We start from the raw sequence: 14,793 nt of genomic DNA, 5'->3' as shown, positions 1-14,793 counted from the left end.
GGTAACCACGTTAGTGCACGCGCCAGTTGGCGCAGATCGATTTTGGACGCGCGATGCCCTCCGAGGGGACGCACGGGGCTCCAGGACATTCGTGATCCATGCGCGACAAGTCACCGGAGTCGGATGATAAGGGTGGAATATTCCACGCTCCCGTCCTTCGCCGCCTCTTTTCACGGCACGACCAGCCACTAGGATCTGCGTCGAGGGTCTGACCACGGGGAACGGTCGCCCTTGCGGGACACGAGAAGCGGGGAACAGGCATGCGGGAAGGCCGGTGGGTCACGGTCACCGAGTCCGAGTTCGATCATGAACGCCGTGGCCTGGACGCGATCCGGGAGAAGCTGCCGGACTCCGACCCCTGGCGTGCCTGGTCGAACTTCACCTTCACCGCGAACACCGGCCACGTCCGGGAGGTCGACCTCCTGGTCGTCACCCCCGGCGGCGTCTGCATGATCGAGCTGAAGGACTGGCACGGCTCGGTCACCTCCGAGAACGGCACCTGGGTACAGACCACACCAGGCGGTCGCCGCCGTACGCACGGCAACCCGCTGCATCTCGTCAACCGCAAGGCCAAGGAACTGGCCGGCCTGCTCGCGCTGCCCGCCGGCAAGCGGGTCTGGGTCGCCGAGGCCGTCTGCTTCACGGACAACGGCCTCCGGGTACGTCTGCCCGCCCATGACCAGAACGGCGTGTACACCGTCCACCAGCTGGTCGAGCTGCTCAAGCAGCCTCCGCGTGACGAGCGGCGCCGCATCACGGCGATCGGTTCGCGCGAGATCGAGGCGGCCCTCAAGAACATCGGCATCCGCAAGAGCGACGCGCAGTACAAGGTCGGCCCGTACGAGCTGGAGCGGAAGTCCTTCGACTCCGGGCCCACCTGGGCGGACTACCTCGCCCGTCACAGCGACCTGCCCGAGGCCGCACGCGTCCGCATCTACCTCAGCGAGCGCGGTTCGGACGCCTCCCTGCGCCAGTCCGTCGAGAACGCCGCCCGGCGCGAGGCCGCGGTGCTGGGCCGTTTCAAGCACCCGGGCGTGGTCGAGCTCAAGCAGTACTTCCCCTCCGGACATGCCGCCGGCCCCGCGCTGATCTTCGACTACCACCCGGACACCCTGAAGCTGGACGAGTACCTGGTCCAGTACGGCGAGAAGCTGGACATCCTCGGCCGGATGGCGCTGGTCCGCCAGATCGCCGAGACCATGCGCTCCGCGCACTCCAGCCGCATCCACCACCGGGCGCTCGCCGCCCGCTCCGTGCTCGTCGTCCCCCGGCCGCGCGGCGGGAAGGGCCGGGCCGTGGGGGAGGAGGCCGCCTGGCTCACCCCGCACCTCCAGATCTCCGACTGGCAGATCGCCACCCAGCGCAGCGGCGACTCCTCCCAGGGCATGACCCGCTTCGCACCGACCGCCCTGTCCGCGATGCACCTGGCCGACGACGCCGACGCCTACCTCGCCCCCGAACTCACCGCCGTCAAGCCCGACCCGGTCCACCTCGACGTGTACGGGCTCGGTGTCCTCACCTATCTCCTGGCCACCGGAAAGGCCCCGGCCGCCAGCCAGGCCGAGCTGCTCGCCCGCTTGGAGGCGGGGGAGGGCCTGCGCCCCAGCTCCCTCGTGGACGGCCTGTCGGAGGACGTGGACTTCCTGGTCCAGGCCGCCACCGCCTACCGGCCGGGCCAGCGGCTGTCCAGCGTGGACGAGTTCCTGGAGCTGCTGGAGGTCGTCGAGGACTCGCTCACCGCCCCGGCCCAGGCCGCCACAGCTACGGAGGGGTCGGACGGCGAGGACGACGGGACCGCCGCCGACAAGGACCCGCTGGAGGCCGTCGCCGGTGACGTGTTCGCCGGCCGGTGGGAGATCCGCCGCCGCCTCGGCACCGGCTCCACCAGCCGCGCCTTCCTCGTCCGCGACCTTCAGGCCGAAGCCCGCAGGACCCGCCCGCTGGCCGTGCTGAAGGTCGCCCTCTCCGACAGCCGCAGCGAGATCCTCGCCCGCGAGGCCGAGGCCATGGGACGTCTGCGCCCCCACTCCGGCATCATCCGCCTCGTCGAACCCGAGCCGCTGCACATCGGCGGCCGTACCGTCCTGGCCCTGGAGTACGTCGGCGACGAGCGCGACGACAACGGCCAGGGCGCCGAGGGCGGCGCACGTCCACGCCGCCGCGAGGAGACCGTCTCCCGCCAGCTCCGCGAGAACGGCCGCCTCCAGGTCGACCAATTGGAGGCGTACGGCGACTACCTCTTCGGCGCCGTCGACTTCCTGGAGGGCGAGGGCGTCTGGCACCGCGACATCAAGCCCGACAACATCGCCATCCGCATCCGCCCCAACCGCACCCGCGAACTCGTCCTCATCGACTTCTCCCTCGCGGGCTACCCGGCGAAGAGCACCAACGCGGGCACCGACGGCTACCTCGACCCCTTCGTCGACGTCATCACCCGCGGCTCGTACGACTCCCACGCCGAGCGGTACGCCGTCGCCGTCACCCTGCACCAGATGGCCTCCGGCGAGCTGCCCAAGTGGGGCGACGGCAGCGTCCTGCCCCGCATGACCGACGCGAAGGAGTGGCCGTACCCGACCATCGCGGCCGAGGCGTTCGACCCGGCCGTACGGGACGGTCTCGTCGCCTTCTTCCAGAAGGCCCTGCATCGCGACGCGGCCAAGCGCTACCCCGAGCTGAAGCCGATGCGGGACGCCTGGCGCAAGGTGTTCCTCGACGCCTCGCAGACTGTCCCGTCCAGCCACCGTTCCCGCCACCCGGTCGCGGCGGCCACGGGGGAGGGCACACCCGCCGAGGGCGCCGCCGCGGTGGCGATCGCGGACGCCGAGCCGGAGACCGCCCAGCAGCAGCGCGACCGCCTCGCCGCCGAGGTCACGCGGGATACTCCGCTGACGGTCTCCGGCCTCACGCCCGCTGCCCAGTCGTTCTTGTACGGCCTGGGCATCACGACGGTGGGCGAACTGCTCGACTACAGCCGCCGCAAGCTCGTCAACGCCCCTGGACTGGGCGCCAAGACCCGCAACGAGGTCCAGCAGCGGCAGCGCGAGTGGGGCGAGCGGCTGCGCGGGGTCCCCGTCTCGCCGCTGACACCGAAGGGTCGCGCGGAGGCCAAGGAGGAGCTGGAGCAGCTGACGGCTGCCGAGTCGGCCGTCGTCGGCCAGCTCGCGACGGGGGATTCGGCCGGCCTGCTGTCCCCCCGCACGCTCCGCTCCGTAAGCCTGGACACCCTCGCCACCGTCTTCGTGCCCGCCGTCAACAACAACGGCTCCAACCGCAACAAGGCGGAGATGGTAAGGCTGTTGCTGCGCCTGCCCGACGAGCGCGGCGTGCTGCCCGACATCGGGGTCTGGCCGAAGCAGAAGGACGTGGCGGAGGGGCTTGGGCTGAGCCAGGGCCGTATCCCGCAGTTGCTCAAGGACGAGCGCAGGCGCTGGAAGGCGGAGCCCGCCGTCCAGGCACTGCGCGAGGAGATCATCGACCTGCTGGTGAGCATGGGGCGCGTCGCCTCGGCGGTGGAGATCGCGGATGCCCTGGCGGTCCGGCGCGGCACGCATCTCGCGGGGCGCGAGCAGCGGCGTGCGATGGCGCTGGCGGCGGTACGGGCTGTGGTCGAGGTCGAGCAACTGCTGCCGCAGGAAGCCGAGTTCCAGCACCAGCCCAACCGCAAGGCGACGGACGAGTCCCTGGGCGCCGGCCTGCTCGCCCTCGACGTACGGGAGAACGACGGCCCGGACACCCCGACCGCGCCGGGCCTGTTGGAGTACGCGACTCGTCTTGGTCGTACGGCGGACCGGCTGGCCAAGCTGGACACCCTGCCGACGGCCGCGACCGTCCTGGCCGAGCTGGGCACGCTGACGGTGCCGCCGGGCGCGGTGGACTGGGACGAGCGGCGGATGGTGGAGCTGGCGGCTGCGGCGTCGGTGAATGCTGCGGCTACTCCGCGTCTGGAGATTTATCCGCGGGACCTGTCGCTGGTCCGGGCGTTGCGGCTCACGCAGGCGGGGCTCGTGCGCTGGATCCCGGGTATGCCGGAGGGACAGCAGCCGGGGCTGACCGGCGAGGCGGTACACGAGCGGGTCCGGGCTCGCTTCCCGGAGATGGTCGTCCCTGACGGGCGCGGCGGCACGCACCACGAGCTGCCGACGGGTGGCCCGCTTACGAAGGCGTTGCGCGACGCGGGCTTCGAGTTGTCGCTCAACATGCACGAACGTGAGGGCGTGCTGCGGTACTTGCCGACGCGGGTGGACGATGCGTCGAGCTATCTGACGACGGGTGCGTGGCGACAGTCGACGCGTACGGGCGCGGTGACGCGGTACGCCGACGATCCGCAGCTCGCGGGAGCGGTGCGTGCGGAGGAACGGCTCCTCGCGTCGGCCCGCCGGGACGGGTACCGGGTGCTGACGGTACGGCAGCAGTTGGTGCGGGACGCGGTGCGGGAGCTGGGTGCGGGGCGGCTGGGCACGGATGCGGTGTCGGTGACGGAGTTGTTCTTGGAGGCCCTGCACGCGCTGGTCACGCCTGGCACCAAGCCGACCTGGGAGACCTTGCTCAAGGCGGACGCCGCCGAGCCGGGCACGACGGGAGCGGTGCGGTTCGCGGAGTACGCGCGGACGGCGTGGGGCGCGGTGGAGCCCCGGATCGCGGGGTTGCTGGGTGAGGGTGGCGGGGGCGGGGCCGGTTCTGGTGGTCCTGTGCTGCTGACGGAGGCCGGGGTGTTCGCGCGTTACGACGCGATGGGCGTCCTGGACCGGCTGGCGTCGGCGGCGCGGCGGGGCGGGCGGGGGCTGTGGCTCCTGGTTCCGCAGAGCGACCCGTCGCGCGAGCCCCGGCTCGGACAGGTGGCGGTGCCGTACCAGGCGGGCCTGGGGGAGTGGATTCAGCTTCCGGACACGTGGGTGGGCAACGCCCATCGCGGGTCCGGTGAGGGTGTGGCTAGTGCCAGTGGTGTCGAGGGAGACGTCAAGTGATCGACCGCAAGGCTCTGTTGAACGACCTGAAGCAGCAGGTCAAGGCGGTCGAGACCGACCTCGGGCGCCAGGTGAAGGCACTGGGGGATGTCGGCGCGCGGTTGAAGGCCGAGTACGACCAGGCGCGGAAGCTGGGGCGTACGGCGGCGACTTGGACCTCGTGGCTGGACGAGCGGGTCACGCAGGTCGCGGTGGCGTGGGTGCTGGGGACTGTCTTTGTGCGGTTCTGCGAGGACAACCGGCTGATTCCGGAGCCGTACTTGACTGGGCCGGACGGTGACCGGCGGGAGTTGGCGGAGTCTCGGTACGACGCGTATGTGGAGTCGGACGAGGATCCGACGTACCGGGGGTGGCTGGAGAAGGCGTTCGAGGAGCTGGGGCAGGGGCAGGCGGGGCGGCTTCTTTTCGACCAGCGGCACAACCCGCTGTACCAGGTCCCGCTGTCGCATGACGGTGCGCGGGACCTGGTCGAGTTCTGGCGGGGGAGGGACAAGGCGGGCGTCCTCGTCCACGACTTCACCGACCCGCTGAACGAGGACGGTACGGAGGGCTGGGACACGCGGTTCCTGGGTGACTTGTACCAGGACCTGAGCGAGGCCGCGCGGAAGACGTATGCGCTGCTCCAGACGCCGGAGTTCGTGGAGGAGTTCATCCTCGACCGGACGATGAATCCGGCTGTGCGGGAGTTCGGGTACGAGGAACTGAAGATGATCGACCCTACGTGTGGGTCGGGGCACTTTGTGTTGGGGGCTTTTCGGCGGTTGGTGCGGCTGTGGGGGGAGGGGCAGCCGGGGCGGGATGTGCATGAGCGGGTGCGGGCTGCGCTGGACTCGGTGCACGGGGTGGACATCAACGCGTTCGCGGTGGCTATTGCTCGGTTCCGGTTGCTGGTTGCGGCTATGGCGGCGAGCGGAGTGCGGACGCTGAGGGAGGCGGCGAGGTACGAGTGGCCGATTCATCTGGCGGTGGGGGATTCGCTCATCAAGGCCAGGCAGTTGGAGTTGACGTTGGGCGGGGACGAGGACGGGGTGGATGACCCGCTGGCCTCATTCGCCTACGCCACGGAGGACGTGCACGAGCATCCGGGGATTCTGCAGCAGGGCCGGTACCACGTGGTGGTGGGGAACCCTCCATACATCACGGTGAAGGACAAGAAGCTGAACGCGCTGTACCGCGAGCTGTATGACGCATGTGCCGGTAAATATGCGTTGTCAGTGCCTTTCGTGCAGCGGTTCTTTGAGCTGGCCAAGCGCGGTGGTCCTGAGGGGAGTGGGTACGGTCTGGTGGGGCAGATTACGGCCAGCTCCTTTATGAAGCGGGAGTTTGGTGCGAAACTAATCGAGGTGTACTTCGGGCAAAAGGTGGAGTTGACGGAAGTAATCGACACCTCGGGTGCCTATATTCCTGGGCACGGTACACCGACGGTTATCTTGATCGGCAAGAGGCGTGAAGGTAACCGGCGTTCCAAGACCGTCCGGACCGTCCGCAGTGTTCAGGGTGAGCCTTCCGTTCCCGCCGAAGGCGAAGTCGGGCTGGTTTGGGAGGCGATCACGCAGCAGATCGACAGGCCCGGCTCTGTAAGCCGATGGGTTTCGGTGGGCGATTTGGAGCGTGCGCGCTACTTCGATCGACAGCCGTGGAGCTTGACTGACGGTGGCCTTGAAATTGTGGAAAAGCTGTCGGAGGAGTCGGTTGGCAGCCTTCGGGATATCACGGCCGAGGCCGGCATCTCATGCGTTACCGGAGAAGATGACCTGTATTTGCTGCCTGCTAACGGAAGTGCAAACAGGTGCGGTATCAAAAATGTGCGCTCTGTAATTACCGGCGACATAATTCGGGACTATCAGATCACCTCTATCTTCGATGCTGCCTGGGTTTATGATTCGAATTTCAAGGTTCTCGATCTTGATGACATCCCGGAAGTTGACCGGTTCCTGCGCCCCTATTGGTCTGTCATTTCGCGTCGTCGCCGCTTTGGTACGCCCATGCTTGAGCGGGGTCTCACCTGGTATGAGTGGCAGGAGCTCTATCCTGCCAAACTCCGGACACCTCTGACTATCACGTTTGCTTTCGTCGCCACTCACAATCACTTCGTGCTGGATCGAGGGGGGAAGGTCTTCAAGCAGTCGGCGCCGGTGATCAAGCTACGCAAGGGTGGGAGTGAGGAGGAACATCTGCGGCTGGTGGGGCTGCTTAACAGTTCTATCGCCGGCTTCTGGATGAAGCAGGTCAGCCACAATATGGGCAGTACAGTGGACTCGAAGGGGGCCCGTCAAAGTACTGTTCCTTTCGACGATTTCTATCAGTTCAACAGCACGCCGCTGCAGAGTTTCCCGCTGCCTGCCAACTATCCCACCGCTCATTCCGTTGCTCTTGACGATCTCGCCCAGCAGTTGTCGTCCACCGGTCCCGAGGCGGTAGCCGCACGGTCTGTTCCTGCCGCATTGACTCTCCGCGAGGCCAAGACTCTTTGGGCCTCCGTTCGCGCTCGCATGATTACCCTTCAAGAGGAGCTGGACTGGCAGGTCTACTCCCTCTACAACCTCCACTCCGAAGACCTCCGCGTTTCCGATGACCCCGAGGACCCCAACATCCCGGAACTTGCCCTCGGCGAGCGTGCCTTCGAGATCGTCCTTGCGCGCCGCATCGCCGCAGGTGAGGCGAGTGACGAATGGTTCAAGCGGCACGACTCCACTCCCATCACGGAGATCCCCGCCCATTGGCCCGCCCCTTACCGTGAGGTCGTTCGGAAGCGGATCGATGCCATCGAGTCGAACCGTGCGATTGGCATGGTCGAGCGCCCTGAGTACAAGCGTCGCTGGTCCACCGAGGGTTGGGACGGCCTCCAGGGCAAGGCCCTGCGTTCCTGGCTGCTGGACCGGTTGGAGAATCGCGGTCACTGGTTTGACGAGAACGGTCAGCCCGTCATCCTCACCCTGGGCCGCCTCACCGACGCTCTCTCCCGTGACGAGGACTTCGTCTCCGTAGCCAAGCTCTACGCGCCCCGCAAGGAACTCGCGAAGGTCGTCGCCGAGCTGATCACCGACGAGCACGTGCCGTTCCTCTCCGCCCTGCGCTACAAGCCCGCCGGAATGAAGAAACGCGCCGACTGGGAAGAGGTCTGGGACCTCCAGCGCAAGGAGGATGCCGCTCCTGACGAGCCCGCCAAGCGGAAGATTCGGGACTCCATCCCCGTGCCGCCGAAGTACACCTCGGCCGACTTCCTCCGTCCGTCCTACTGGAGGGCGCGCGGCAAGCTTGACGTGCCCAAGGAGCGGTTCGTCTCCTACGGGCAGACCAACGCCGCCACCCCCGAGCTGTACGGGTGGGCCGGTTGGGACCACCGGGAGCAGGCGCAGGCTCTCGCCACGTACTTCACCAATACCGCGCTGTCCACCGAGGAGATCACGCCGTTCCTCGCCGGCCTGCTGGAACTCCAGCCGTGGCTGTCCCAGTGGCACAACGAGTTCGACATGGCTTATAGCGGCTCCCCTGCGGACTTCTTCGCCGGTTACCGTCAGCAGATGCAGGGCGAGCACGGACTCACCGACGACGATCTCCGTAACTGGCAGCCCCCGGCCGCAACCCGGGGTCGTCGCGCCGCCGCGAAGAAGTAGCCGGAAACGACTCGGTGTCGTGCCTGTACGCCGATGCCGAGTCTGCCTGACGAGGGGCCACCTGGCGCATGCGCGGGTGGCCTTCGGTCTGTAGGCGCAGCTCGGCCCATACGGTCTTGCCGGGGGCGGCCGGGCGAGGCGTGACGCCCCAGTCGTCCGCGAGGGCGGCGACGAGGAACATGCCGCGGCCGGACTCGGATGCGGAGTCAGGGGTCGGAGGAGTGGACGGGGGCTGGCTCTCGGCTCGGGTGTCGGTCACCTCGACGCGGAAGGTGCCCTCGGCCAGGGTGAGTTGGAGGCGGAAGTCGCGGCCGGGGACGTGGCCGTGGCGTACGGCGTTGGCGGTGAGTTCCGCTGCGATGAGGGTGAGCGTCTCGTTGGCCGGGGTCGTGTAGGGGTGGCCCCAGTCGTTCAGGCGGTGAGAGACGAGTCGGCGGGCGAGGCGGGCGCCGCGTGGGGTCGAGGTGAGGCGCATGGTGAACTCGCGTTCGGGTGCGGGGTGCTGTGGCATATGCCCGTTCGGGGGAGTTGCTGACTTCATGGGGTCAACGGTCGCGGACTCTGCGTAGCGTTGACCAGGAGCGATGCGCTGACGGGTGCGGACTGTACGCGTGCGCCGTGTGCTTGTGTGCGGCGCGGGGCGTGACCGGTTTCCGACGCCGCGTGTTGGGTCGGGTTCGGTGGCTGTGGTGGTCGTACGGGAGGAGTCGCGGCGTGGACGACGAGGTTCAGCAGCCGGAGTACGAGGTCGGGTCGGGCATGTTGTGTGTGTTCGGGCGGCAGTTGAAGCTGTTCCGGGAGCGGGCGGGGATGGATCGCGCGAGGCTCGGGGCGCTGACCGGGTACTCGGCCTCGACCATCGCGGCGTTCGAGCAGGGCAGACGTATTCCACCGCCGAAGTTCATCGACGGGGCTGATGAAGTGCTGGAGGCGGGTGGGGTGTTGAGCGCGAGCAAGGAGGAGGTGGCTCGGGCGCAGTATCCGGCGTTCTTCCGGGACGCGGCACGGTTGGAGACCAAGGCCGCAGCCCTGCATGTGTATGCGACCAAGGCTGTACCGGGGCTCTTGCAGACGGAGGAGTACGCGCGAGCGGTCTTCTCCATGTGGCGTCCGCTGCTGGACGAGGAGACCATCAGTCAGAGGGTCGTGGCTCGTCTGGCACGTCAGGAGATCTTTTCCCGGCCCCTGTCGCCCACCGTCAGCTTCGTCATCGAGGAGTTCGTTCTGCGGCGTCCGCTTGGTGGACGGGCTGTGATGCGGGGCCAGTTGGAGCAGATTCTGTTGCACGGACACCGGCGTAACGTGGAGATCCAGGTGATGCCGATTGAGCGGGACGAGCACGCCGCGTTGGAAGGGCCCTTCACCTTGATCGAGACACACGAAGGGCAGAGGATCGCCTACGTGGAGGCGTACAAGGACAGCCGTCTCTACACGGAGCGGAGGCAGGTGCGGGAGATCGAGGAGCAGTACGGCATCCTTCGGGCCCAGGCACTCACTCCGGGTGAGTCGCTGGCCCTCATCGAGAAGTTGCTTGGAGAGAGATGAACGCCCAACAGCTCATAAAGCCGGTACCTCAGTCGGCCTGGTTCAAGAGCAGTTACAGCACGGGCTCCGGCGGCGAATGCGTCGAGGTCGCCACCCGCCCCGCCAGGGTTCACGTCCGCGACTCAAAGGACACAACCCGCGCCGCACTCGCCGTAGAACCCACGGCGTGGACCGCGTTCGTCAAATTCGCGGCACTCTGACAGGGGCCGGCCCTCGGCGGGCGGGACCGTCCTGCCCTCGTGATCAGCCCGGATGTGCGGGGCGGCTTCACCCGTGGCGTGATGGACGGGTAGTTCCGCGCGTAGCCCGTAACACGTCGGCGCCCCGCTCCAGCCTCGGAGCAGGGCGTTGGTGGTGGTGCGAGCCCGTCAGTTCTCGCCGTCCGGGTCGGCGGCGGGGGCCAGGTAGTGCTGTACGCGAAGGATCAGCACGACGTCATCGCGGTAGTCCTCCTGATACCAGATCATGACGGGCCCTTCGGCGTGGGTCTTGACGCCGGAAGCGGATTCCTGGATGTCGAAGGGGTGGCCGATGCGGCGGACGCCGACGGCTTCGGCGATGCGGCGGGCGAGGTCTTCGACTTCGTGCCGGTGGGGCTCGGGGAGGTCACCGACGACGTGTTCGGCGTCCGGGTTGTACTCCCAGGTCCAGTCACTCACGCGGCGTCGGCCTCCGCGTCGGCGAGGATGCGGCCGAGTTCGGCGGAGGCGGCGCGGCGGGCGTCCTTGTCGTCGCTGGTGGCGACGATGTGTTCGCATGCCTGGAAGCGGGTGGCTCGTTCGGGCCACCGCTGGACGGCGACCCATGCCCACCAGTGATCGACGAAGTGGCGGCCGGGCAGAAGGCTGAACTCGTCGCGGGCCTGGTTCATGGCCTCGGCCCAGTGGGTGTCGAACTTGGGCAGGGCTTCGGGGCTGAGGCGGGCGACGGCGACACGGAGGGCGGCGGGGTTCCTGTCCGGCATGGGGATGAGCGGACCCGCCGGTGTGTCGGTGAGCGTGGTCATGAGCGGCGTTCCTTTTCGGCGACGACGTTCGTCAGGCGGCTACGGGGGTGGGTGTGGTCTGTTTGAGTTCGTCACGCTGGGCAGTGGTGACCATGCGGGCGTACGGGTGGATCTCGCTTCGGGCGTAGGCGTCCAGAAGGATCTCGCAGAGTGCGGACATCGAACGGACTTTTTCCTTTATGCGACGCTTGTCTGCTTCGTTCCATACGGTGTCGCTTGCGAAGACGGTCCGGCCGCGGCGTGGTCCGGCCTCAGGGCTGGCGGTGGTGCGGGACAGGGTGAGGGTTCCGGCGGCGTAGTCGGTGAGGGCTCGGCTCATGACCCAGATGAGAGGTAGTCCCTCGCTCTTGGCGCGTTCGCTCGCGCTCTCCCATACGGCCTTCCCGACGTTGGGGGCGCGTTCGGTCTCTCCTGTCGCCGGCATGTTGGGCCCTGGTTCTCGTGACGGCATGTTCTACGGATCGAAACGGTACTACGGGTGAGGGTGTCATGCCGAACGTGAAAACGGTGACGGTGCCCCGGGCCTCAGTACGCGGTATCCAGACGTGCGCAGCTCCGCGCGAAGTCACGTCACGCGGGGCTGCCCCCTGCTCCGGCCGCGGAGAAGGCCGCCGCGCTCGCGGCGCGCAGTGTCGCGTGGGGTTGAGGTGAAGCGCATGGTGAACTCGCGTTCGGGTGCGGGGTGCTGCTGACCGGGTACTCGGCCTCGACCATCGCGGCGTTCGAGCAGGGCAGACGTATTCCACCGCCGAAGTTCATCGACCGGGCTGATGAAGTGCTGGAGGCGGGTGGGGTGTTGAGCGCGAGCAAGGAGGAGGTGGCTCGGGCGCAGTATCCGGCGTTCTTCCGGGACGCGGCACGGTTGGAGGCAGAGGCGGTCGAGTCGCATGTGTACGCGAACCAGGCGGTGCCCGGACTCTTGCAGACCGAGGAGTATGCGCGGGCCATCTTCATGATGATGCGGCCACCCATGGATGACGACCTGATCGAGCAGCGAGTCGGTGCGCGCCTGGCTCGGCAGGAGATCTTGTCCGGCCGTGAGGCACCGCTCGCCAGTTTCGTCGCCCAGTTGGCGTGGCACAAGAGCAGCTACAGCAGCGAGGAGGGCGGCGAATGCGTCGAGGTCGCCACCCGCCCCGCCAGCGTCCACGTCCGCGACTCAAAAGACACAACCCGCGCCGCACTGGCCGTGCACCCCACGGCGTGGACCGCGTTCATCGAGTTCGCGGCACTCTGACAGGGGTGGCCCGATGGCAGGGCCTTCCGGTGGGCATGTGCTTGCCGAGGGCCCTGCGCATCACCTGCCACCGCAGCACCTTCAGCAGCCCTCGTGTCGCCTTGCTCGCCGGGTGCCGCGTCGGCGCTGACTGCCACGGCGATCAACGTCTGCCCGGAGACGGCCGTTTCGCAACAGCGGTCGCCTTTCCGGGTGACGATCGACATCGTGATGGACCCCGCCCACACGCCACCGTCACTGACACAACGAGGCCCCAACTGAGCTGACACAGTACGGCTCTTGGAGCGCGCAGTTACTGTAGATTCCTGCCATGAAACCGGGCAAAGTGAACGAGAACCCCGAGTCGCGCTTCTCTGCGGTGCTGCTGGCGGCAGCAAAGCTTCCGGGTGTGCGTATCAACAGGGAGGCGTACCTCCGAAGTGCGCTGGCTCGCCACTGCTCCGAGGACGACATCCGAAAAGCGGTGGAAGAGTCCCCCGCTGCGGCGGGCATCACTGTCGAGGTTCTCGACAAAGTGGCCAACGACTCCATCCGCTTCGAAACCGCCAAGGTCAGCGCGCTCTCCGCAGCTGCCGGGATTCCCGGCATCCTCGCCCTTCCCGCCACTGTGCCCGCCGACGTGGCCCAGTACTTCGGCCACATGGTGCGTATCGCGCAGAAGCTCGCGTACCTCTACAGCTGGCCCGATCTGTTCTCCGACGACGGCGATGACGTCGATGACGCGACCATGGGGGTGCTCACGCTGTTCTTCGGCGTGATGTTCGGCACCCAGACGGCGAACGCCGCTGTGGGGAAGGTCGCCGGGATGATGGCGGAGCAGGTCGCCAAGAAGCTGCCTCAGAAGGCACTCACCAAGGGCGTCATCTACCCGATCGTGAAAAAGGTCGCGGCTTACCTTGGCGTCCAGATGACAAAGCAGTCCTTCGCGAAGAGCGTCTCGAAGGCCATCCCCCTCATCGGGGCCGCTGTCTCCGGCACGCTCACTCTCGCGACCTACCTACCGATGGCCAAGAGGCTCAAGAAGCACCTCGCCAGCCTGCCGCTGGCGGAGCCGACGCACCGAGTGATGGATGGGGAAGTCGTGGACGGTGACGTCGTTGAAGACGACGCCTCTTTCGCCACAGCACATGCTGACCAGCACAGCGCGGACTCCACTGCCGTCAAGCTGGAAGAACCGCAGTCTTGACGCCGCGAGTGCTCTCATGGCTGCAGAAGGAGTGGCTGATGCTGCGGGCGAGCTCGTCATTGCCTCCGGGGGCGGTGATCTGTCGGCATGAGGGCTCGCTCGTCATCCCGCCCCGCTGGTCACCGTGAACCGCGACTGCCCGTCGCGACGCCGGACACCCGGGGCGGAGCCAGGTTGAGGATCTCCCGGTCGAAGAAATCGTGAAATCCCTCGCCGCGTTCATAAAGCGCATCGAATCCGGCGTTCGTTTCCCGGATCAGTGAGCGGTCGGCGTAACGGTTGGCTCCGGCCGCATTTCCGTCCTCGTCGTAAACGACCTCATACATGGCCACATCGCCGAGAATCACCACTTCTTCAGGAACCAGGCGAGTCCGCTCGATACTCGAAATATCGCGAGCGTCGAGAACCTTGATGTCGTCGCCCAGGTCCACGCGCACCCGCAGGACGAACAACTCCCATTGCACATACGGCGTGATCGGGAATTCCACGACGCGAAGGCGGCGGTGCGTGACGCCCAGCCGCGATGCCTGGCGGAGTTCCTGGGTGTAGTCCTCGCGCCTGTCGTCGGCCAGGGACAGCGCCCTCTCCCAGTCGCCGTCGGCGAAGGCCTCCCAGCTCGGGAAGCCGCGCTCCTTGAAGTGCTGGCCGCGCTCAAGCTTGTTGAGGAAGCCGATCCCGCTGCTGTAGACCCGGCCCAAGTCCGCGTGGTACGTCGGGCGGTCCAGGCGTTCGGAGGCGCCGCCCGGGAAGGAGTCAAACACTGGGGATATCCGGCTTCGCCGCGATGAGCATGTTCCTGGGGATGACCACGAGGCGTTCGTCCGGTCCGATCGAGACCCCGTCGGGCAGGTTCCTGCCGAGTGACTGGGTGAGGTCCCGGCCGATGACGGCGATGTCGCCGTTGGTGAGTTCCCAGATGTCCGGGCAGTCAGGCGTTCCGGTTGTGTTTCCGAGTTCCTGGGGGTGTTTTTCCCAGGCGGCGTTTGAAGCTCGTGTCCGGATCCGCTTCCCATGGCCTGGCCATTTACCATCGCCCCCTCGATCGGTTGGGATGCCTCACTGTAGCGCGCAACCCGTCTGCCTCACCATGTGTTAGATCCGGCTCGCGGGGGTAATGGCGAGGATCGATTCCTCCTTGTCCCATGTCGCTCAGGGGTGGAATGATATTGGCCGAAAAGGAAATCATGCACATGCGCGACGGTTCGTTCGACGTCGGGGCGGGTGTACTCCCCGGTCCA

The 14,793-nt window shown here is 67.2% G+C and carries 11 protein-coding genes and 2 pseudogenes; 7 read left to right on the top strand and 6 right to left on the bottom strand.

The genetic code is table 11. The features are described 5' to 3' along the window. The first annotated feature begins 260 nt into the window (after positions 1–260). Together pglW and pglX are read left to right on the top strand one after the other, a co-directional pair. Positions 261–4,964 (top strand): BREX system serine/threonine kinase PglW, encoded by a 4,704-nt coding sequence (pglW, locus tag F9278_RS11990; protein WP_152168316.1) that lies wholly within the window; start codon positions 261–263, stop codon positions 4,962–4,964. Further along, positions 4,961–8,581 (top strand): BREX-2 system adenine-specific DNA-methyltransferase PglX, encoded by a 3,621-nt coding sequence (gene pglX / locus F9278_RS11985; protein ID WP_152168315.1) that lies wholly within the window; start codon positions 4,961–4,963, stop codon positions 8,579–8,581. The genes pglW and pglX overlap by 4 nt, the downstream gene beginning before the upstream one ends. Here the strand turns inward: pglX and F9278_RS11980 are convergent. Then, complete coding sequence (locus F9278_RS11980; protein WP_404819007.1) at positions 8,508–9,092, bottom strand: ATP-binding protein; 585 nt, start codon at positions 9,090–9,092, stop codon at positions 8,508–8,510. The two genes, pglX and F9278_RS11980, sit on opposite strands and share 74 nt — an antisense overlap. A gap of 203 nt (positions 9,093–9,295) precedes the next feature. Here F9278_RS11980 and F9278_RS11975 point away from each other — a divergent pair, with 203 nt between their 5' ends. Both F9278_RS11975 and F9278_RS11970 read left to right on the top strand, forming a co-directional pair. Beyond that, a complete protein-coding gene (locus F9278_RS11975) occupies positions 9,296–10,126 on the top strand; it encodes a helix-turn-helix domain-containing protein (protein WP_152168314.1) in 831 nt (276 codons plus the stop codon). Beyond that, the gene (locus tag F9278_RS11970) at positions 10,123–10,326 is read left to right on the top strand and encodes a DUF397 domain-containing protein (RefSeq protein ID WP_152168313.1); all 204 of its coding nucleotides are present in this window, start codon (positions 10,123–10,125) and stop codon (positions 10,324–10,326) included. The genes F9278_RS11975 and F9278_RS11970 overlap by 4 nt, the downstream gene beginning before the upstream one ends. A gap of 168 nt (positions 10,327–10,494) precedes the next feature. On the opposite strand, the gene F9278_RS11965 is transcribed toward F9278_RS11970, so the two are convergent. From F9278_RS11965 to F9278_RS11955, 3 genes are read right to left on the bottom strand one after another with little or no spacing between them, the layout of a single operon-like run. Next, on the bottom strand, positions 10,495–10,785 hold the full coding sequence (locus F9278_RS11965) for a hypothetical protein (protein WP_152168312.1): 291 nt from the start codon (positions 10,783–10,785) through the stop codon (positions 10,495–10,497). Next, complete coding sequence (locus F9278_RS11960) at positions 10,782–11,132, bottom strand: DUF6247 family protein (protein ID WP_152168311.1); 351 nt, start codon at positions 11,130–11,132, stop codon at positions 10,782–10,784. Before F9278_RS11960 ends, F9278_RS11965 begins: the two co-directional genes overlap by 4 nt. Before the next feature lie 31 nt (positions 11,133–11,163). Continuing rightward, positions 11,164–11,556, bottom strand: a complete 393-nt coding sequence (locus F9278_RS11955; RefSeq protein ID WP_152168310.1) for a hypothetical protein — start codon at positions 11,554–11,556, stop codon at positions 11,164–11,166. Positions 11,557–11,820: 264 nt separating this feature from the next. Here F9278_RS11955 and F9278_RS11950 point away from each other — a divergent pair. The 3 genes and pseudogenes from F9278_RS11950 to F9278_RS11945 form a co-directional block, all read left to right on the top strand. Continuing rightward, positions 11,821–12,207, top strand: a pseudogene (locus F9278_RS11950) (Scr1 family TA system antitoxin-like transcriptional regulator); the annotation flags it as partial. Beyond that, positions 12,202–12,369 (top strand): DUF397 domain-containing protein, encoded by a 168-nt coding sequence (locus tag F9278_RS46990; protein WP_226967277.1) that lies wholly within the window; start codon positions 12,202–12,204, stop codon positions 12,367–12,369. The pseudogene F9278_RS11950 and the gene F9278_RS46990, both read left to right, overlap by 6 nt. A 310-nt stretch (positions 12,370–12,679) precedes the next feature. Further along, positions 12,680–13,555, top strand: coding sequence for a hypothetical protein (locus F9278_RS11945; RefSeq protein ID WP_152168308.1), 876 nt, complete (start codon positions 12,680–12,682; stop codon positions 13,553–13,555). A 119-nt stretch (positions 13,556–13,674) separates the two neighbouring features. Here the strand turns inward: F9278_RS11945 and F9278_RS11940 are convergent, their stop codons facing one another. Continuing rightward, positions 13,675–14,316: a DUF6879 family protein gene (locus tag F9278_RS11940; RefSeq protein ID WP_152168307.1), complete on the bottom strand. Its 642-nt coding sequence runs from the start codon at positions 14,314–14,316 to the stop codon at positions 13,675–13,677. After that, positions 14,309–14,579: pseudogene (locus tag F9278_RS46985) on the bottom strand (hypothetical protein). The gene F9278_RS11940 and the pseudogene F9278_RS46985 overlap by 8 nt, the downstream one beginning before the upstream one ends. Positions 14,580–14,793 lie beyond the last annotated feature (214 nt).

This window comes from Streptomyces phaeolivaceus (genome assembly GCF_009184865.1).
GTDB classification, from domain to species: domain Bacteria; phylum Actinomycetota; class Actinomycetes; order Streptomycetales; family Streptomycetaceae; genus Streptomyces; species Streptomyces phaeolivaceus.
This window is presented reverse-complemented; position numbering and strand designations above follow the sequence as displayed.

Excerpts from the sequence above, each read along its gene's own strand:
- F9278_RS11970 (WP_152168313.1), top strand. The coding sequence starts at position 10,123 with ATGAACGCCCAACAGCTCATAAAGCCGGTACCTCAGTCGGCCTGGTTC.
- F9278_RS11955 (WP_152168310.1), bottom strand. The coding sequence starts at position 11,556 with ATGCCGGCGACAGGAGAGACCGAACGCGCCCCCAACGTCGGGAAGGCC.
- F9278_RS11960 (WP_152168311.1), bottom strand. The coding sequence starts at position 11,132 with ATGACCACGCTCACCGACACACCGGCGGGTCCGCTCATCCCCATGCCG.
- pglW (WP_152168316.1), top strand. The coding sequence starts at position 261 with ATGCGGGAAGGCCGGTGGGTCACGGTCACCGAGTCCGAGTTCGATCAT.
- F9278_RS11945 (WP_152168308.1), top strand. The coding sequence starts at position 12,680 with ATGAAACCGGGCAAAGTGAACGAGAACCCCGAGTCGCGCTTCTCTGCG.
- F9278_RS11980 (WP_404819007.1), bottom strand. The coding sequence starts at position 9,092 with ATGCCACAGCACCCCGCACCCGAACGCGAGTTCACCATGCGCCTCACC.